Annotated in this window: 20 protein-coding genes; 8 read left to right on the forward strand and 12 right to left on the reverse strand. The window is 45.0% G+C overall.

Translation table 11 applies throughout. The features are described from left to right. Positions 1-36: 36 nt before the first annotated feature. Complete coding sequence (locus VJ374_RS07400) at positions 37-531, reverse strand: hypothetical protein (RefSeq protein ID WP_329470863.1); 495 nt, start codon at positions 529-531, stop codon at positions 37-39. A 447-nt stretch (positions 532-978) separates the two neighbouring features. Here VJ374_RS07400 and VJ374_RS07405 point away from each other — a divergent pair, with 447 nt between their 5' ends. From VJ374_RS07405 to VJ374_RS07420, 4 genes are all read left to right on the forward strand, one after another. Next, on the forward strand, positions 979-1,311 hold the full coding sequence (locus VJ374_RS07405; protein ID WP_329470865.1) for a potassium channel family protein: 333 nt from the start codon (positions 979-981) through the stop codon (positions 1,309-1,311). Then, positions 1,308-2,540 carry a chloride channel protein gene (locus VJ374_RS07410; RefSeq protein ID WP_329470867.1) on the forward strand — a complete coding sequence of 411 codons (1,233 nt, stop codon included), beginning with the start codon at positions 1,308-1,310 and terminating at the stop codon, positions 2,538-2,540. Before VJ374_RS07405 ends, VJ374_RS07410 begins: the two co-directional genes overlap by 4 nt. Positions 2,541-2,629: 89 nt before the next feature. After that, on the forward strand, positions 2,630-3,487 hold the full coding sequence (locus VJ374_RS07415) for a LysR family transcriptional regulator (RefSeq protein WP_329470868.1): 858 nt from the start codon (positions 2,630-2,632) through the stop codon (positions 3,485-3,487). Positions 3,488-3,688: 201 nt separating this feature from the next. Next, entirely contained in the window at positions 3,689-6,913 is a 3,225-nt protein-coding gene (locus VJ374_RS07420) for an ABC transporter permease (protein ID WP_329470869.1), read from the forward strand. 65 nt (positions 6,914-6,978) lie between these two features. Here the strand turns inward: VJ374_RS07420 and VJ374_RS07425 are convergent, their stop codons facing one another. The 4 genes from VJ374_RS07425 to VJ374_RS07440 all read right to left on the reverse strand — a co-directional run bounded on the left by VJ374_RS07425 (position 6,979) and on the right by VJ374_RS07440 (position 9,430). Beyond that, positions 6,979-7,260 (reverse strand): putative quinol monooxygenase, encoded by a 282-nt coding sequence (locus VJ374_RS07425; protein ID WP_329470871.1) that lies wholly within the window; start codon positions 7,258-7,260, stop codon positions 6,979-6,981. A gap of 54 nt (positions 7,261-7,314) precedes the next feature. After that, positions 7,315-7,977: a type 1 glutamine amidotransferase domain-containing protein gene (locus VJ374_RS07430; protein WP_329470873.1), complete on the reverse strand. Its 663-nt coding sequence runs from the start codon at positions 7,975-7,977 to the stop codon at positions 7,315-7,317. 163 nt (positions 7,978-8,140) lie between these two features. Beyond that, on the reverse strand, positions 8,141-8,527 hold the full coding sequence (locus tag VJ374_RS07435) for a hypothetical protein (RefSeq protein ID WP_329470875.1): 387 nt from the start codon (positions 8,525-8,527) through the stop codon (positions 8,141-8,143). 42 nt (positions 8,528-8,569) lie between these two features. After that, positions 8,570-9,430 (reverse strand): alpha/beta fold hydrolase, encoded by an 861-nt coding sequence (locus VJ374_RS07440; RefSeq protein ID WP_329470878.1) that lies wholly within the window; start codon positions 9,428-9,430, stop codon positions 8,570-8,572. 241 nt (positions 9,431-9,671) lie between these two features. Here VJ374_RS07440 and VJ374_RS07445 point away from each other — a divergent pair, with 241 nt between their 5' ends. Next, positions 9,672-10,355, forward strand: a complete 684-nt coding sequence (locus VJ374_RS07445) for an ABC transporter permease (protein ID WP_329470880.1) — start codon at positions 9,672-9,674, stop codon at positions 10,353-10,355. 1 nt (position 10,356) lies between these two features. Further along, a complete protein-coding gene (locus tag VJ374_RS07450) occupies positions 10,357-11,247 on the forward strand; it encodes an ABC transporter ATP-binding protein (protein ID WP_329470882.1) in 891 nt (296 codons plus the stop codon). Here VJ374_RS07450 and VJ374_RS07455 read toward each other — a convergent pair. The 3 genes from VJ374_RS07455 to VJ374_RS07465 all read right to left on the reverse strand — a co-directional run bounded on the left by VJ374_RS07455 (position 11,236) and on the right by VJ374_RS07465 (position 13,534). After that, positions 11,236-11,847 (reverse strand): YdeI/OmpD-associated family protein, encoded by a 612-nt coding sequence (locus VJ374_RS07455; protein ID WP_329470883.1) that lies wholly within the window; start codon positions 11,845-11,847, stop codon positions 11,236-11,238. The two genes, VJ374_RS07450 and VJ374_RS07455, sit on opposite strands and share 12 nt — an antisense overlap. A gap of 62 nt (positions 11,848-11,909) precedes the next feature. Further along, on the reverse strand, positions 11,910-12,995 hold the full coding sequence (locus VJ374_RS07460; protein ID WP_329470884.1) for a GGDEF domain-containing protein: 1,086 nt from the start codon (positions 12,993-12,995) through the stop codon (positions 11,910-11,912). Positions 12,996-13,150: 155 nt separating this feature from the next. Then, a complete protein-coding gene (locus VJ374_RS07465; RefSeq protein WP_035408203.1) occupies positions 13,151-13,534 on the reverse strand; it encodes a hypothetical protein in 384 nt (127 codons plus the stop codon). Between the two features lie 348 nt (positions 13,535-13,882). On the opposite strand from VJ374_RS07465, the gene VJ374_RS07470 reads away from it, so the two are divergent. Beyond that, complete coding sequence (locus VJ374_RS07470) at positions 13,883-14,386, forward strand: hypothetical protein (protein WP_329470886.1); 504 nt, start codon at positions 13,883-13,885, stop codon at positions 14,384-14,386. Positions 14,387-14,493: 107 nt separating this feature from the next. Here VJ374_RS07470 and VJ374_RS07475 read toward each other — a convergent pair whose 3' ends face one another. From VJ374_RS07475 to VJ374_RS07490, 4 genes are all read right to left on the reverse strand, one after another. Continuing rightward, positions 14,494-14,916: a MarR family winged helix-turn-helix transcriptional regulator gene (locus VJ374_RS07475; protein ID WP_035408199.1), complete on the reverse strand. Its 423-nt coding sequence runs from the start codon at positions 14,914-14,916 to the stop codon at positions 14,494-14,496. A gap of 19 nt (positions 14,917-14,935) precedes the next feature. Next, positions 14,936-15,355: a MarR family winged helix-turn-helix transcriptional regulator gene (locus VJ374_RS07480; protein ID WP_308101462.1), complete on the reverse strand. Its 420-nt coding sequence runs from the start codon at positions 15,353-15,355 to the stop codon at positions 14,936-14,938. 141 nt (positions 15,356-15,496) lie between these two features. Next, a complete protein-coding gene (locus VJ374_RS07485) occupies positions 15,497-16,036 on the reverse strand; it encodes a hypothetical protein (protein WP_308101463.1) in 540 nt (179 codons plus the stop codon). 352 nt (positions 16,037-16,388) lie between these two features. Beyond that, complete coding sequence (locus tag VJ374_RS07490; RefSeq protein WP_329470889.1) at positions 16,389-16,880, reverse strand: YndM family protein; 492 nt, start codon at positions 16,878-16,880, stop codon at positions 16,389-16,391. A 471-nt stretch (positions 16,881-17,351) separates the two neighbouring features. Between VJ374_RS07490 and arr the strand changes: the two genes are divergently transcribed. Then, a complete protein-coding gene (gene arr, locus VJ374_RS07495) occupies positions 17,352-17,753 on the forward strand; it encodes an NAD(+)--rifampin ADP-ribosyltransferase (RefSeq protein WP_329470891.1) in 402 nt (133 codons plus the stop codon).

Below are 17,753 nucleotides of genomic sequence, written 5' to 3' on the forward strand. Positions count from 1 at the left end.
CCTGTGTTGGAAAGGATAGCTCGTTTTCGTGTCAATTTAAGGGCTAGGCAAGATGTAAAAAAGCGTGACGGTCGAGCTAAAAGGCTCCTCTTCCGTGTAATCGATGAATTCCTCCCGTGATTCATGAATCGTATACCGGTTGCTCGGAAAGAGTTCCGTTACCCAGGTCGGAACGCGTGAAGCGAGAGGGAACGACTGAATCCGCTCAAGTGGGAATAGGGTTCCGTCCGGATTCGTCGTGTGGACATGTAGTGCGTCTTGTGAAGCATCCTCGAGGACAATCGTTATGTAAAGCTGATGTTCAATCTGTTTTTCCTCTAGTTTTTGTTGCATGTCCTGCATAGCGCTCAATGCGATCCGAAGATGTGCTTTACGAATACGCAGACTCGCGTTGCCATGTCCATAAAAGTCAGGATGCTCGTGCCATTCGTTAAACCAGACGTCTGTATCAATATAGGAGGGAGAAGAAAAACTTTTGTATTCAAGTTCGAGATTTTTAAAATAACGGCGTTTGCCGCGGAATTTTTTCATGAGCAATGTACCTTTCAGTAAAGGGATTTTTTCATAAGGGAAATAAGGCGAAGACACTAAAAATGGGTAAATAAAAACCAATGACTTAAATGGTGTGACTCGTTTCTGAGTGACGAACTGATTGCGCGGACGTTCCCGGTGTCATAATCGCCACCGTCTTGCTACTATCGTCGATAACGCCATTGCGAATCAGAACATGACCTACGCGCTCGATGCAGATATCTGTTCCTGATCAACTGTAGTTTTATTTTGATCGCGACGTTGCTAGGTGTCAAATAGCTCCTACGGACGGATAAAAGCTTACAAATCCAGTCATCAAAACGAATCGATTGTTTCCTGATCTCTGACTTGAATCAACTTGATCCTGACCAACTAGAGAAATTGTTCAATGAACGTGTGCCGTGATGACGGAACTGAGGAGGAGAGAGCACGCTGGCGTTCTTTATCTTGATCCAAAATTTTTTTCATGTCATCCGTATCTTATTCAAGCAAGAAGAACAGAAAGCATTGATGATCATGGTCGGGGCACTTTTCTTGATTGGGACGGTCTTCTATCACAATGTCGAACAGTTCAGTATTCTAGATGCCTTTTATTTCTCCGTCATGACACTCGCGACTGTCGGATACGGGGATCTCGTCCCACAGACAGCGTTCGGTAAATTGTTTTCGATCGGTTACGTCATGCTTGGTGTCGGTGTTCTCAGTGCCGTCATCGTGAACTTTAATATGGCATTAAAACAATATCACCAGGACAAGAAGAAGAAGGAGGAGCAGAAATGAAACCACATCTGACGCACTTCTTGCATTGTCTGATCCTCGGAGCAATCGTCGGATTGACGGCTGCCTTGTTTTTAAGTGGTGTGAACGCATCGATTCATTATGTATGGGAGTGGTTACCGTCTGTACTCGATGTATCTTTCTATGGACTTGGCGTCGGTCTACTCGGTGGTATCGGTGTTGGTCTTATTCAAAAGTCGGTAGGTGATTACCCGAAGACGATGCATGAGACGCTTGCTAACTTCAAGCAAGAAGGTCGTGTACCTTATCGCGGTGCTCTCTGGAAAAACGCCGTTGCCGCATGGATCGTGCTGACGTGTGGAGCGAGTTTAGGACCGGAAGCTGCGTTGATCAGCATCTTAGGGGGAATGGTGACGTGGATCGGTGATCGGTTACGGTTGACGGAGCCGGAGCGGCAAAGTTTCTTGCAGACGGGATACGCTGCGATGTTAGCGACGATTTTTCATGCCCCGTTCGTCAGTGTCTCTGAAGCGATCGAGGAGGAACCGATGCAGCAAGCAACGTCACGCTGGCAAAAGGTACAACGCATCTTTTATTACGGCATTTGTACGCTCGTCGCTTTTGCCTGTTTTCGTTTCATCATGCACCTCGTACCCCATGACCGCGTGTTCGCTATTAAGATACCACCGATTACGTGGAATGCGACTGTCATGTGGTTCATCCTTCCGGCGATTCTCCTCGGGATCGCGTTTGGACTTTTCTTCATATGGACGGAGCGGGTGACGAACTGGATGGTTTCCCGCGTCGGAAATCCAATCCTTCTCGCACTCATCGCGGGAATCGCGATTGGTCTTGCATCCATGATTTCCTCTTACTTATTGTTTTCTGGTGAACATGACATCTTCGATTTTACGAAAGAGGGATCCTCCTGGACAATCGGTGCCTTATTGTTGCTTGCGATCGGAAAGGTGGGGTTGACGCATCTTTGTTTTTCCTGCGGCTGGAAAGGCGGAAAGATATTCCCGTTAATTTTTTCGAGCACAGTCATGGCATTCTGTCTCAGCCAATTAAGTCCGTTCATGCCTGGATTGATCGTGACACTTGTCGTTACGGCAAGTTGTACTGTCGTCTTGCGTCAGCCACTCGTGACCGCTACGCTTCTCCTCTTTCTATTCCCGTTGCAGTTCTTTCCATTGATCCTACTTGTCTGCCTTGGCGTTCAACAATTCATGAACTACTACGGAAACCGTCTTGCATTATCCGATAAATAAATTTATGACTTACTAAATTATTCGTTATTTGTCTTATAGATTGAATGGAACTATACTTTATAGGAAGACCAAGCAAAAGGAGAACATACATGATCGATTTTGAATGGTACCGGAGTTTCATTCACGTTTATCAACAGCGTTCCGTCTCGGCGGCGGCAAAATTTCGTTTTTTGACGCAACCGGCGGTCAGCCAGCATATCGCGGCACTGGAAGCAGAACTTGAGACGACCTTGTTCATCCGTGCGCCACGGCAAATGATTCCGACGGACGCGGGAACAGCCCTCTATACACAAGTCGTCGGATTGATCGACCGGCTCGAGGAGTTATCGCTTGAGATGAAGTACGAAGCAGGGGAGCAATCTCGTCCGGTCTTGAAGTTCGGGGGACCGACGGAATTCGTGACGCATGGGATCGTACCAAAGCTACCGCTCGACGTCGCACAGTTCACGGTAGTCTTTGATTTGACGGTTCCCTTGTTGCAACGCTTGCTTGCGAATGAGCTCGACTTCATCATCGCAACGAAGCGGATCGATGAACCGGGAGTCCAGTATGTCCCGATCGCTGACGAACGCTTTCATTTGATCGCTCCAATCGGATACGATGCTCCGGAAACGGATCTAAAGGAATGGATGGACCGACAACGCTGGATTAGCTATGGACTCGAGTTACCAATCATTCGTCGGTACTATCAGACGCAGTTCGGAGAACGACCTGGGATTCGTCCGGAAATGATCTTACCGAACGTCGATGCGATACTAAAGGCGATCGAAGTAGGACACGGGATTAGCATCTTGCCCGATTATCTCGTCGAAGCAGCGGTCAGCGCTGGACGGGTACAACGGATTGCGCCGGAACGATTCGCGACGAATCAGTTATATGTCGCTTATCGAACGGACTCGCGCCACGATCCGGTTTTGCAACAGGTGATTGTTGTCTTACAATCGTAATGAAAGAGGCTAATTAAAAAAAGAATGGCAGATCATCATTTTGCATCACTTCCCTTATGTAGAGACTGACTTTTGAGTCAGCCTCTTTTTCTGTTCAAAAAGAAAGACTATTCCGATAATTTGCAATGTGATAAATTGTAAATATAACATAATTTATCCAAAATAAGAGTGGTTCTTTTAAATCCTTCAAGGAGGCATCAAATGCTGAAGTTCATCTGGAACGCATGGTGGCGAAACAAAGAACGATTTATCCTGTTGCTAGTTGGTGTGCTGATCGTCAGTACGGGACTGAGTTACCTCATCGGTACCTCTCAAGCGAATAAAGGAACGGTCGTCGATGCATTGCAACAGCGCTGGCACTCTTCCTACGATATCGTTGTTCGACCAGTGGGGAGTCGAAGTGTCACGGAAGACTTGAAGTTACTCGAGCCGAATTACATGAGTGGTCTTGATGGCGGTATCACCCGTAAACAATATGAGACAATCAAACAGATGACCGACGTCGAGGTCGCGGCACCGATCGCAATGATTGGTGGAACGTATATCGGAACACCCATCGGTACGCATACGATTAAGAAACAAGGCATCTATCGGTTGCGAATTAACAGTCAACAAGATACTGGTCTGAAAACGGAGCAATATATCACCGATCATTATTTAGGCGCTGGTTGGGAGCCTTTAAAAGATGCTACAAAAACGGGTCTTTCTCCGTTAGGCGTCGGGAAGGTGCCGTTGTATGAGCAAGGTACATACGAGATGATTGCCGGTGTGGATCCGGAAGCAGAAGCGAGACTCGTCGGTCTGAAGGATGCGGTCCATACGACTGCGCACAGCCGCTATTTTGATCCGAACACGAAAATCACGAAGCGCGGAGACGGTGTCATACAAATTCCGGTTCTCTTGAATGAACAGGAATATTCGACCGTCAAGACATCGTATACCTATGAAGATGTCCTGCTACCGCTACAAGATGATTCGATGAATGCGACTGTCAATATGATTGAACAAAAAGGGGGAAAACAGTTCCTCAAAACATTAAAGACGGATCATCCGAAAACATACACGATTACAAGCCGTCAAATCCGAAAACAACTTGTCACGGATATCTTGAACGGAAATCATGAACCAAACGGTGCGAGTGAGTTCGACTGGGTCAGTCAAAAGCCGTCCCCTGTCAGGTATCAACCGCTGAAGAGTCCGTTCGGGAACCGCTGGCCGTATACGTATCAAGTCGAACCACAACGGGTCGAAGCAGAGTCGCTGCTGGCAAAACGAGCGATGTATCGAAAACCGAATCCGTTCGGGAAGACAAGTGACGATTGGATCAAACTAGACATGAACTACATCGGCGTTTTTAATGCGAAAAAATTGAAGCTGTCCAAAGATCCATTGACCGAACTGCCGATGGAGACATACTTCCCGGCAAAGGCACAGTGGGTCATGGATGCACAAGAACGACCGGTCAATCCACCGCGTGACGTCGAAGCGATGGACGATCCATTCGATTTCCTGACGAAACCACCGTCTGTCTTGACGACACTCGATGCTGCGTTTGCGATCCGGGGAGATAAAGCGATCTCTGCGATCCGAATTCACGTCAAGGGAGTCGAGACGTTGAACGAACAAAGCGAAGCGAAACTGCAAGCGGTCGCGCGAGAAATCGAAGATAAGACGGGACTGATCACCGACGTCACACTTGGATCATCGCCGCAACTGGCCTTGACCTACTTACCGGGACTTGACGGGAAAAAAGCTCTCGGTTGGATTCAACAACCATGGATCAAGCTTGGCTCTTCCATCTCAATTTTCGAAGAAGCAAAAGTCGGAATGGGTGGTGTTATCGCCAGTGTCATCGCTGTCGCCATCGTCTATGTTTTCAGTTCGAACATCATTTTACTCTATGCACGGAAAAAAGAGTTCTCGATTTTACTGTCGCTTGGTTGGCGACCGCGTCAACTGTCAACATTACTCTTGCTCGAGGCGACCTTACTCGGAACACTCGTCACGTTGATTGCCTGGCTGATTCTCGGCGGATTTTCATTAATCGGGAACGGTGGGACGAGTCCTGAACGCGTTCTTTTGATCGGTCTTGCTGGTCTTTTGATCTACTGGGGCGGTACGCTCGTTCCGATGGCATTGATTCGTTGGATTCGACCGTATGAGACGATGCGAGCCGGAGAGGCGACAAGTGGACGACGGTTCGTCCGTTCGACAGGTGTACTTGGCATGAGTCTCAATCAATTACTGACCTATTGGCAACGGACCGTTTTATCGATCATCGCGATCGCTTTACCGACGAGTCTGTTCATGTTCTTCCTGTTCGTCACGTTCCGTCTCAAAGGCGTTCTGTATGCGACATGGCTCGGTGAGTTTGTCGCCCTTGAGGTCGGCACGATGCATTACATCGCAATGGGTGTGGCTTTGCTGATAGCGATTTTGACGACAACGGAAATCCTCTGGCAAAACGTCAATGAACGGAAAAGTCAGCTCGCCGTCTTGAAGGTCACGGGGTGGCATGATCGCCGGATTCGATTACTCGTTCTGATTGAAGGCGGTTTGACGGGATTATTAGCTGGAATGATTGGTCTCGCCGTTGCACTTGTCTTGATTTGGCAGACGTATCATACGTTCCCGACAGCAGACATCGGCTTTCTTTGCCTGACATTAATGATTCCACTCGCAACGGGTGTCGTCGGTGCGCTCCTACCGGCAACACGAGCTGTCCGCATTACACCGAGTGCTGCCATTAACCAGACCGTCGTCAACAGTAAAGCAACAGAAAAACGGTTCAAGATTGCCCTTGGAACGATTGGAGGTGGTTTAGTCGCAAGCATCTTGATCCTCGGCTTCTTCGTGGTTGCGAAGATACCACCTGCTCCGGCTAAACCTGTCGCCAAACCGACGAAAGTGATCCAGACGACAGGGACGAAACTTCACGATCAACAGTCACAAAAGGAGCGCGTCTTGCCTAAGAAAAAGTCGGTCAAGGAGAGCAATGAAACACTCGAAGCCGTCTTACAAAAGGCAAGCTTCCGGACGTATCCGGGAGATACGAACGTCAAACGGTACAACGATCTGGAAGTGAAGGAAGCGCGGACGTTGACGAATCTTAAGTCACCTGCTGGACAAAAAGCAATCATGATACGGATTGAGATGCAGGATTCAGACGAGATGGTGGTAGGCAGTTTCTATACGTATGAACCACAGTTCTTCACATTGACGAACGATCAATCGGGAACACATGATCCAATCGACGTCATTAATCGAAATCCAAAAGCCTGGATTGAGCAGTCGAAGTATTTGCCGCCATATAAGTCCCGCGTCGACTTGATCTATCATGTTCCAAAAGCAGCAAAAAAAGCCGTCTTATTCTTAAATGGTGAATGGACAGCACAGACCTACGCCTTTGAAATGAAAATAAAGTAAGTAGGGTGAACGGAAAAATCCCAAGATTGTCCTCAAGTGAGGGGATAATCTTGGGATTTTTTCATTCAGATGTCACGTAAGAACGCCACGTTTCGATCAGCGACGAGATGGGCGATGTCCGCACGATACGTATGATAGTGCGGTGAGGCGACATGCTGATCGAAAGCGTCTTGATCACGCCATTGTTCGTAAAAGTAGAAGACGTTCGGATCATCGATAGCGTGGTGTGCCTGATAGGTCAGGCACCCTGCCTCGGCACGCGAAGGGGCGATCACACCTTCGATGATGGAAGCGAGCTGTTCGCCTTGATTCGGACGCGCTTCGATCCGGGCAATCAGTTGAATCATCGATAGAACCTCCTATGAAAAGAGATCCTTCATCCAAAGGATCTCTTGAATTGATTAGTTGAGTGTGGTGATGACAGCTTTCGCAACAGCGATCGTGGACTGTGGATTTTGACCTGTGACGAGGTTTCCGTCGACTTGGACGTTCTTTGTGAAGTTGTCAGCCGTGATGATGTTTGCGCCAAGTTCACGAAGACGCGTCTCGAGCAAGAATGGCATGTAGACGTCAAGTCCTGTCGCGCGTTCTTCTTCATCCGTGAACGTTGCGATCGTTTTTCCTGCGACGAGCGGTGTTCCGTCTGAGAGTGTCGCACTAACGAGTCCAGCTGGTCCGTGGCACACTGCAGCGACTGTCTTGTTCGCTTCAAACAATGTACGAAGGGCGTTGTTCAAAGCATCACTTTGTGGCAAGTCGAACATCGTACCGTGTCCGCCTGGCATGAAGATCGCATCGAATGCCGAGAAGTCTTGGATTGATTTTAAATCAAGTGTCTCTTTCAAGAGTGGAGCTGTTGCTTGAATCTCAGCTGGGACTTCGTCTTCCAGGCTCCGAGCGTCGATTGGTGATTCACCGCCGTTCGGACTTGCGACCGTTACGGTATATCCTGCGTTCTTGAATTCGATGTATGCTTCCGCGAACTCAGACAACCAAAGTCCTGTCGCGTGACCTTCCTTCATTTCTTTTGCGTTTGTGACGACCATTAAGATGTGTTTACTCATGATATGTTCCTACTTTTTCGTTTGCCGATTGGCTACGTGATTAGAATACGCCCAACTTTAACGAAAAACAAATTAATAAAAATGAGCTTATCGATAAATAAATTTATACATAAAAATAAAAGCTGCTTCCTACCATGATGGCGGAAGCAGTTTGAAAGATAGATTAACGTACGTCAGAAGAATAGTTAGCTAAAATCGAGTGACTTCGCACTGTCACGATGACACTGGTAAGACTCGCGACTGTTCCGAGGACCGCTACAATAAGCGTTGATGAGCCGTCTGGAATTAAGAAACCGACTGGAATCAGTCCGACGAAACTGAAGACGATCAAGGATTGATAAATGACATTGACGATCTTCAGTACAGGGTTTTCGAAAAACGATAGGATGAATGGTGGTAGGAATAAGACGACAATTAGTCCAATCGCAATATAGAGCGATAACGGCTCCTTAAACGAGATGGTATTGCCTGTTGAATGGCGTGCTGCGACGAGCACGGCGACGATCGCGACGCATAAGGTTACACAAACGAACGTTAACCGTTTTAACATACGAACCCCTCCTTTTTACTTTAATTCCATAATAAACCAATTTCAAAATGGAATACAATCTTTTTCCGGGCAACCAATGATGACGAATCGCCTTAACGATGACATCGGGACGATCCCAGTGTAATAGATGTCCTGTCTCGGAACGAGATGGACCGTCGCTTGTGTTATCTCATGTAATAGGTTCGTCGCCTGCTGACGGATCGATGCTTGATCTGTCGGTAACGTAGCGACGTACAACTGAATGTCCGCTGGTGGAACGTCCGGTAGAAAATCAAGAACATCCTCGTGATGAAGCGCGCGTACGATTGCAGCAGCCGTCTCTCCTCGCGCATGCCAGTGGAATCGTCCTTCCTCCATCCGAAGAAGATCGACTCCGGCTTGATCAAGGGAGTGCGAGCGACGGGCATTCGGGGCATAGACGGCAACGTCTAAAAATTCCTCCCATGTCGAAACGGAATCCTCGAAGTCTTGTTCATAAAAGGCGACTTCTTCCTCTATGGAACGACCGTAGAGTCGTTTACTGTGATAGCCGCCGTCAATCAGAATCGTGCCAAGCACACGGTCCGCATGTTCAATCAAATAATAGAGCGAGAGGACACTTCCCCATGAGTGCGACAAGGCATAGAACCGCTTGATATCAAGGATGTGTAAGATCTCGTCGATCCAGTCCGTAAAGGGTTTCATGCGATAATGTAGGGGATCTAAGAAAGCTGGTGTTTTGCCGTGACCGGGTAAATCAATCGCAATCAGACGGAATTCGTCCGCGAGCGCTTCAGCGATTTCAATGAAGCTGAGACTCGTACTGCCGAGTCCATGGAAGCAGACGATCGTCGGAAGCTGTTCGTTTCCCCATTCCGTAATGTGGACGGATTGTTGCTGACAGGTGATTGTGTAACGTTTCATTTGCTGCCTCCTTTTTTCTTTTACTGTACCATGAGGAGAATGTTGGAAATTGAAAAATAAGGAAACTTTCTTTAAGAAGTAGCGTAGAGTAAGATGACACGTCATTTACATAGAGGAGAATTCACATGGAAACCATCATCACGATGTTCTTAACAGCCGTTACCTTATATGGACTCGGTGTCTTTGTCACGAAAGCAAAAGAACGCTTGCGTTAATCAAAATAAGTTCAAAGGAGTCCGTCATGTTTCCAATCGTAAAACAAGAATTCACGAGCAGCTTCAAAAGCATCAAAGCGATTCTATTGATTCTTTTTCTGACGATCACGTCTGTCTTCACAGCATCGTATTTGACGAGGCATCCGGAACTGCTTGCTGGTGTTAATCAACCGTCTGCTTATACTTCAAGCATTAAGTTCTTCATCCTGTTCTTCGGTTTTCTATTCGTGGCTGCATTATCACACGATATCATCAATCGTGAAATCGAGACGCGGACGATTCGTTTTCTGGTCACGAAGACGTCGCGTCTGCGAATCGTTTTGGAGAAGTTTCTCGGTTCATTGTTGTTCTGGTGCGCGACGCTAACGATCAATTTCCTCATTGTCTCGCTCTACGCGCAGCAATGGTTCTGGATCGATTATCTGACAGTTCTGATAGTCATCCTATATATCACGAGTTTCAATATCTTTTTATCAACAATAATTGCGAAGCCTGGTTTGACGATGTTCCTCGGTATTTTTCTCGGAATCGTCGTACCGATCATCGGTCTGTGGTCAGCTTTCTCAGAGAAATGGTATCTCGTACCGTTTCAATACATCTTGCCGTACCATGCCGTCATCATGTCTGGAATGTCATTACTGTTACCTGTTTTATGGAGTGGGGTATTTTTGATGGTCGCCTACCTGACGTTAAAACGAAAGGATCTATAATATGAATGCGATTGAAGTAAGAGGATTAAAGAAATCGTTCGGCACAAAAGAAGTCTTACGAGAGGTGGATTTGACGGTCGAACGAGGAGAAATTTTTGGTTTTTTAGGTCGTAATGGGGCCGGTAAATCGACGTTTATTCAGATTATGAGCGGGATCACACACTCGACAGGCGGAACTGTCGCACTTCTCGGTGAACCCGCTGATCGACTGGATGCCATCAAACAACGGATTGGAGTTATGCCGGATACATCGAATCTCTATCATGACATGACGGCACGTGCGTTTCTTGAATATATGGCGGGATTATCCGGAGTTCGTATCAGTAAACAAGAGGTTTTAAGGTTACTTGAGCAGGTCGGATTAAGCGGAACGGAGCGACAAAAGATTAGGAGCTTCTCGTTTGGGATGAAGAAAAAGATCAGTATCGCTCAAGCGCTCACCGGAAATCCGGAACTACTCTTTTTAGATGAACCGACATCCGGTCTTGATCCAGAATCGGCGATCGATATCCAGCGCTTATTGCTCACATTGAAAGCGGAAGGGAAAACGATTTTCTTGACCTCGCATAACTTGAATGAGATGGAAAAGATGTGTGACCGTGTTGCCATTATGGCGGATGGTCGAATCGTCCGTTGCGGAACCGTTGCGTCATTACAAGAAGCGATGAGGCAGGAAATTCAAATCCATATTCGGACTGTTCCACGGTTAGAGGCATCACATCTGCCAGAATACGCTCGACTCTTGTCGCAAACAGATGAATGTACACGACTTGAGTTAACGTCAAAAGAAGATATTCCGAATTTACTCATCTCGCTTGCGAAACAATATGTCAAAGTCTACGAGGTGCAAATCGCACGCCAATCGTTAGAAGAGATTTTCTTAGCGGTCTGACCAATCAGCAACGGATTGTGTCTCCGGAAGCTCTTCGAGTAAGAGACGACCTCCGTCATTCCATTGACCGTACATCTGATTCAGTTTCGTTTTTTCAATCAACGTTTGCAGACGTTTTTCATAGAGAGCGGGATCCTTACGTACACTTTGAATCGTATCAATCCGAATGCGTCGATAGAGTTCCGGGAAGTGTTTAAACTGTTCATGAACGACCGGGTCTTCTTGTAGACGCGTCTTTATTACGTCATCGATGACGAACGCATCAGGTCGCATATCCGGGAGAACCTGTCGTCCGGACGGTTGCATCAAACCGAGCCGTTCTAAGCGACGAACCCGTTCCTTATTTAGTTCGGTCCAGTTACTGTTCTTTCGGCGCGGTGTGAATCGTTGCGCTAGTTCACCGTCTTCGGTCTTCTTCACAATTCCATCAATCCAGCCGAAACAAAGTGCCTCCTCGACGGCATCAAGATAGAGTAAACCTTCTCCTGTCTGTTTTCGACTGAGGATTACCCAACAAAACGACTTATGTTCCGCGTGTTCTGATAACCACTGTCTAAAGTCCTCGCGATTAGTGAACCGTAAGACGTCCGTGATCTCCATGCTCGTTCCTCCTTTTCACATCGAAATCCCCCTTCGCGTTACACAAGGGGGATTTCACTTTTTTATCGTAACGGGTCATGATGAAAGACACAATTCCGACCACTCTTTTTCGCTTGATAGAGAGCGGCGTCTGCCTGCTGGATTGTCTGCAGAAAATTATAGCTCTCAGACGGTTGATGGGTTTGGCGAGACACACCAATCGATAACGTCACTTGTAGCGGTTCCGTCGCTGATAACTCATACGTTCGCGTGGCACTAGCTATACAAATTTGTTCCGCGATTCGACGCGTCTCAGGCAATGAATATTCCGGTAACAGCATCATGAATTCTTCACCGCCGAATCGCCCGAGCACACAAGAAGGGGGACAATAGGACGTAAGCAAGGCACTGATTTGTCGTAAGATATGATCCCCTCGATCATGACCGTATGTATCATTGACCTGTTTGAAATGATCGACATCGATGATCATGATTGAAAAGTTCATCTGTTGTGATTTATATCGTTGGACTGTCTCTTCTAAATGGCGCCGATTATCAAGTCCCGTCAACATATCCGTCAAGGCGAGACGCCGATGCATCCGGACTTGATGGAAGTGCCAGCGGACTTGATGCAGAATACTGTGTAGCAGGAGACCGGCACAGCCGTTTCCGACGAGAAATACCGTCATCGCCGTCACGTCATTCGGACGAACATGTTGAACGAATGGTAAACAAAGAATGAGTGCGATTGAAAAAATGATCGGAAACGAGATAAAGCGATCCGGTGCTTCATTTTGTAAGTATAAGACAACGATGCTGACGATTAGATACGTACCGACAAGCCAGAATGGATGATTGGAATGAAAAATAAACGTTTGAAGGGAAGCGAAGACGAGCGTCGTAATGAAGCCGCTACTGATGCCTCCATAGATGAAGGCGATGACGATTAAAGTAATCGACAAATCGAAACGAAATCCTTCATAGGTGATGGCATTGTGAATGACCCAGTAGCCGGCACCGGTTGCAAGAATTAGCACTAACAGATTTTTTTTCAGCCAACTGTCGAGCGTATTTCGGAATTGAAACCGCTTAAAAAAGAATAGAGAGATGAGCACGAAGAAAAAGGTTAAAGCGACGTTGAGGATGAGATGATTCAATGTATTCCACATGTTCGTGTTCCTCTCGAATGATTTCTGAAAGATAATTACAATAAAATGATTTATTTAGTAAATATTTATTCTATACAACCAACCATACCCTAAAGGTGTATTAAAGTATCGTAATTACCTTATCTTTAAAAAAAGATAACAGGTTCTCTTCTAAATCAATAATACTCTGAGATTTTCTCGCGTGAAGACTCGATTAGATAATCAAGTGAGACGAAATTATGAATGAATGCAAACGAGCCAATTTCCTTGATGGATACCCCTAATCTCTCTGCATCTTGATTGCGGACATCTTCATTCGAGTGCAGAATTTCAAAACCTGCTGCTTGCATTCTCTCCCCGTCGAATTCGAGGGTGACGATATCTCCATCTTGCCACTCACTCTTTAATTGATGAAAGTGCATTTGGTACGCTTCGCTTGGAGGATCGACTTCAAACGCGATCCAGCCTTTTGGTGCGTCGACTTGGAATGCCGGCGATAATCCTCCGCGTGACACGATGGATTTCATATGATGCCGATGTGTCATATGACGTAATAGCATGGTCAGACCACTCCTTTTCATCTATTATTACGCGACGGCGTCAGAATATCGAGAAAAATTTACAAAAGAGAAGGAAGAATCTTGAATTTTTCTGATAGACAACGTTCGATTAGTCTGCACTTACTATTTGCTTCGCTCGTTTACGTCCCGGTTTCGATTTATGCGGGAGAGATCGATGCGAGCGGTATCCTGCAAGCATGATTGATTGAAAAATGAAATCGATAGATAATCAAAATCGGATAACACATTTCCTTGATTCCTGAAAAAGGAAATTTTGAATATCTCCTTTTTGTATAATGAGTGTAATCATATTGATCACGAACATTTTTTAAAGGAGGGAACGATTGGATGAGAATCGTGAAGATAGACCGATTGATAGTAGCATTGAGCATCTTTAGTGGACTTCTTGTATCCTTGGGTCGCTCGACGCAAATATATCCACAACAAATCAGCGGCAATGGGAATCTAGGGTTTCTTCCGCTTCTGTTACTTCTGTTACTTTTTCCGATTGGGATCGTTCTGATGTTGAAATGGATAAGAGAAGCGCAGTTACGTTTTTTATCCTTGATTGGTCTATCCACCAGCACGACAATCTATCTTGTGTGTGGCATCCTTTATCAAATCGAACAGTTCAGCCAGTATCAAGTGTTGGTCAAACAACAAGTCATTGCAGATCGTGGAACGATTGATGGGGACTATTTAACGAGTATTACGTCGATGCCTTCGCCCTATATGAACAGTCAATACTTTAACGGCAATACCTTCTTGATTTACTGGGCAAGCATCTTATTAATGGCGAGTTTGATCGCATGGTGGACTCGAGAGGAATGGCAAATATCTGAGTCAGATTAAAAAATCGCACGACATGATGTTACCAATGAACAACAAAAAGAGTCCTTCTCTCTCCTGTACCATGCAGAAGAGAGAAGGACTTGCAAAGTTTTAGCGACTAGAAGCATTTAAAAATGATCGCTCTGCATCTTATGCAGCAATTGATCAAACGTTTCGTGGTCCTTTGATGTAAAGGCGCGGAAATAACGATCATCGATTTCCTCGATTTCAGGAGCGGACGTTTGGATCAACTTCGTTCCCTGTTCTGTCAACAAAACCCGCTTTTCTCGATTGATCCGTTTCCGGATGACGAGATGTTCAGCAAGTAATTTCTTGACCGTTTGTGAAATGGCGCCACTTGAGAGTTCAAGCGTTCGTTCAAGTGATTTTTGCGTCGCACTTTCTTGGTGATACAAGGTCATCAATAAATCGAATTGGGACTTCGAGAGTCCTTTTGGTTTCAACACATCGTTGACTTCTTTCGAATAACGGCCATGGAGTCGCTGAATGGCGTTCCAGTGCTGCATCGAGGATTCGAATGTGAAGGTCATATTTTTTCCTCCTCTTTCGTCACGCAGGGTTGAGCTTATCGAAGAAACGGATCAATTCTTCTTGTTGTCGAGCCGTCAAAGCGGCGAATTGTTCTTGTTGAAAACGTTCGTAGGCGGGCACCACTTCTTGTAGGATGGCTGTTCCTTTTTCCGTCAGCAGAAGATAGTTCGTCTTCCATTTCCGTTGACGCGTGATTAATTGCCGGTCGAACAGTCGTTTGATTCCGTGTGAAATCGTGCCCTCGGTCACTTGGATCCGTTCGGCGATTTCCTTCTGACTCGTGCATGAGGTCGTGTGTAAGCAACGTAATACTTCCAGATTCGTATGGGAGAGATCCCAGTGTTTTAAGAAAGCGTTGACGCGCTTGATTTGTTGATTATGATAGGTCGCAATTGTATGCCAGCATGCCATTGGATATGTCTCTGTAGTTGTTGTCATGGAGAACCTCTTAAATATAGAATGTACTGCTGTTGAACTAGTTTCACCATACCATATTAAAAATATCTCGTGCTACTAGTTTGAGCGAAAAACCATCACTTTCCATTATTTCGATATACCTATAAAAAAATCCTGATCGAATCAAATCCGATCAGGAAGTATACCGCTTGATAACGTGAGATACGAATCCTTCAATTGGAATCCATATTTCGTAAAGCACATCTCAGAGACGCGTCCTTGTAAGGTGATCGTCGCATAGTCGCCACGAATGACAAAAGACTTAAATTTTTTCATAATGTCTTGAATCAAGGCCTCGAGCAACAAACCGCGTTCGCCAAGACCTTCTTCTCTGACATTGATTTCAATTAAAGAAAACGTACCATATTCTGTATTTTCCGTCTGTTTCGTACCTTCATAAAGAACGGTCAAATAGGATCGTTTCGAGACAAGCGATCGACTATTCGGTGGTTCAAGAATCGTGACGTAATAGCTTAGTGAAGGGAGACGTAAGTTTCGAGTGACCTCAACAATCTGGCGTTGATTATTATATGCAAGCCCAACGATTTGTTCTTGTGGATGATTCGGCACTGTCAATCCTTCTTGCTTACAAACGGTTTGCCACTCGGCTTCTGGAATCCACATGACCTCATTATTTTTCGTTGATGATTTAAATAATTTCACGTAGTACGGATGACCTCCCTATTTGTTCGTTAACTGCCATCAATTTACTATATTCTTTTATTCATTATAATCGTTTAATTGTATAATCCAACCTTTAAGGTATATTTTCTAGAAAGGGAACACTATCATTTCAGGATTTAAAATATGAAACCACTATATTTTAACATATAAAATTAGTACATGTTTAGATTTTGAAGGAAGAAAAATATAATTTTTTCTCAAAAAGAATTTAATATAGTAAATGAGAAAAGGTCAATCAAAAAAAGGATTGAATAAAGAGAAACCCCTGATCCTAGTTTACACCAGGATCAAGGGTTTGGAATCCACTCATTATTGAATTTATTTGGGGCAATTAATGGTGTGAGTTGTTTGTTACAGCATGACCATCTTTTTCAGGGAATACGTTCTTATCCAAATACTTATGGAAAAACCATTCTCCGACTCCAATGATTAATGCAGAGATAAGAGCAGCTTGAATGATATCTTCTCCTGGATTTTTAATCATAGATTCACCCATTACCCAAATGACAAAGAATGAAAGGAGAATATCTGCAATAGTAGCCATCATATTTCTTTTTTTATGGTCTTCATGGGGATCACGAGCATCTGCATGTTTATTGCTTACATAATTTTTAGAGTCACGAGTGGCACTTTGTTTGTTAGATGCTCCATCACCCGCTCTTCTAAAGATCATTAAATCACCTAATACGTAAGCGATTAATGTCAGCGCCAGGCTAATCAAAAGAGTCTTTTCGATTTCAACATCATAGATGACGGTTAAGATAAGGAGAAGAACGACTGCAATCATTAAAAATTTCATGATCAACGCTTTAAGATGATTCATTTTATTTCCTCCTTTATTTTTGTGTACTATAGCTACTTACCCGTACCTTAGTAAGTTAATCCGTTGCAGCTTTATTTAACTAAAAATATATAAAAAATACATGTTATTTAACAATTACCCTTTTTAAAAATATTCATTCAGTAATTGCAAAAATTATAGTAAAAAGGTCTCCCGTTATCTAAAGACTAATTTTAGAAAAATCATATGGATATGCGTAACTATGATATTAGAGTTACTACCAAAAAAAATTGTGGTTAAAATAATAAAAAAATCGAGGTCGATTAATCATCGCACTCGAATGTCCTTTGTATTGAATAATTATTTATTTAGTTTGTTTGAAAAAACAAGTTTAATCGAAAAATTATTCGTCCCTCAGATTAAGTATACCGAGAACTTATCTTGTGAAATAGACTATTCCTTCTCCTATTTCCTTACTATACTAAGTACATTATTCCATCAGGAGGCGAGTACATGAATACAGTCGAAGGACCATTTTTTCACGGCACGAAAGTGACTCTTCAAATCGGTGACGAATTAAAGCCGGGACATACATCGAATTTTCGAGAACAACCGCTCCAGCACGTCTATTTCACGGCAACACTCGATGCAGCGAAGTGGGGAGCAGAACTCCCTCGATCAGACGATCCGGAACACATCTATCTCGTCGAGCCGCTCGGAGCGTATGAAGATGATCCGAACTTGACGAACAAGCGTTTTCCCGGCAATCCGACCCGGTCGTATCGCTCGACTGAACCTGTAAAAATCATCGCTGAACTCGGAACGTGGGAACGTCATACGGACGAAGAAATAGAAGCGATGAAAGCATCCCTGCGGCGGCTACGCGCAGAAGGGAAGGATACGATCATCGACTAA

Origin of the sequence: Exiguobacterium sp. 9-2, assembly GCF_036287235.1 — a bacterium.
GTDB lineage: Bacteria > Bacillota > Bacilli > Exiguobacteriales > Exiguobacteriaceae > Exiguobacterium_A.

Excerpts from the sequence above, each read along its gene's own strand:
- VJ374_RS07400 (WP_329470863.1), bottom strand. The coding sequence starts at position 531 with ATGAAAAAATTCCGCGGCAAACGCCGTTATTTTAAAAATCTCGAACTT.
- VJ374_RS07410 (WP_329470867.1), top strand. The coding sequence starts at position 1,308 with ATGAAACCACATCTGACGCACTTCTTGCATTGTCTGATCCTCGGAGCA.
- VJ374_RS07415 (WP_329470868.1), top strand. The coding sequence starts at position 2,630 with ATGATCGATTTTGAATGGTACCGGAGTTTCATTCACGTTTATCAACAG.
- VJ374_RS07420 (WP_329470869.1), top strand. The coding sequence starts at position 3,689 with ATGCTGAAGTTCATCTGGAACGCATGGTGGCGAAACAAAGAACGATTT.
- VJ374_RS07425 (WP_329470871.1), bottom strand. The coding sequence starts at position 7,260 with ATGATTCAACTGATTGCCCGGATCGAAGCGCGTCCGAATCAAGGCGAA.
- VJ374_RS07430 (WP_329470873.1), bottom strand. The coding sequence starts at position 7,977 with ATGAGTAAACACATCTTAATGGTCGTCACAAACGCAAAAGAAATGAAG.
- VJ374_RS07435 (WP_329470875.1), bottom strand. The coding sequence starts at position 8,527 with ATGTTAAAACGGTTAACGTTCGTTTGTGTAACCTTATGCGTCGCGATC.
- VJ374_RS07440 (WP_329470878.1), bottom strand. The coding sequence starts at position 9,430 with ATGAAACGTTACACAATCACCTGTCAGCAACAATCCGTCCACATTACG.
- VJ374_RS07445 (WP_329470880.1), top strand. The coding sequence starts at position 9,672 with ATGTTTCCAATCGTAAAACAAGAATTCACGAGCAGCTTCAAAAGCATC.
- VJ374_RS07450 (WP_329470882.1), top strand. The coding sequence starts at position 10,357 with ATGAATGCGATTGAAGTAAGAGGATTAAAGAAATCGTTCGGCACAAAA.
- VJ374_RS07455 (WP_329470883.1), bottom strand. The coding sequence starts at position 11,847 with ATGGAGATCACGGACGTCTTACGGTTCACTAATCGCGAGGACTTTAGA.
- VJ374_RS07460 (WP_329470884.1), bottom strand. The coding sequence starts at position 12,995 with ATGTGGAATACATTGAATCATCTCATCCTCAACGTCGCTTTAACCTTT.
- VJ374_RS07465 (WP_035408203.1), bottom strand. The coding sequence starts at position 13,534 with ATGCTATTACGTCATATGACACATCGGCATCATATGAAATCCATCGTG.
- VJ374_RS07470 (WP_329470886.1), top strand. The coding sequence starts at position 13,883 with ATGAGAATCGTGAAGATAGACCGATTGATAGTAGCATTGAGCATCTTT.
- VJ374_RS07475 (WP_035408199.1), bottom strand. The coding sequence starts at position 14,916 with ATGACCTTCACATTCGAATCCTCGATGCAGCACTGGAACGCCATTCAG.
- VJ374_RS07480 (WP_308101462.1), bottom strand. The coding sequence starts at position 15,355 with ATGACAACAACTACAGAGACATATCCAATGGCATGCTGGCATACAATT.
- VJ374_RS07490 (WP_329470889.1), bottom strand. The coding sequence starts at position 16,880 with ATGAATCATCTTAAAGCGTTGATCATGAAATTTTTAATGATTGCAGTC.
- arr (WP_329470891.1), top strand. The coding sequence starts at position 17,352 with ATGAATACAGTCGAAGGACCATTTTTTCACGGCACGAAAGTGACTCTT.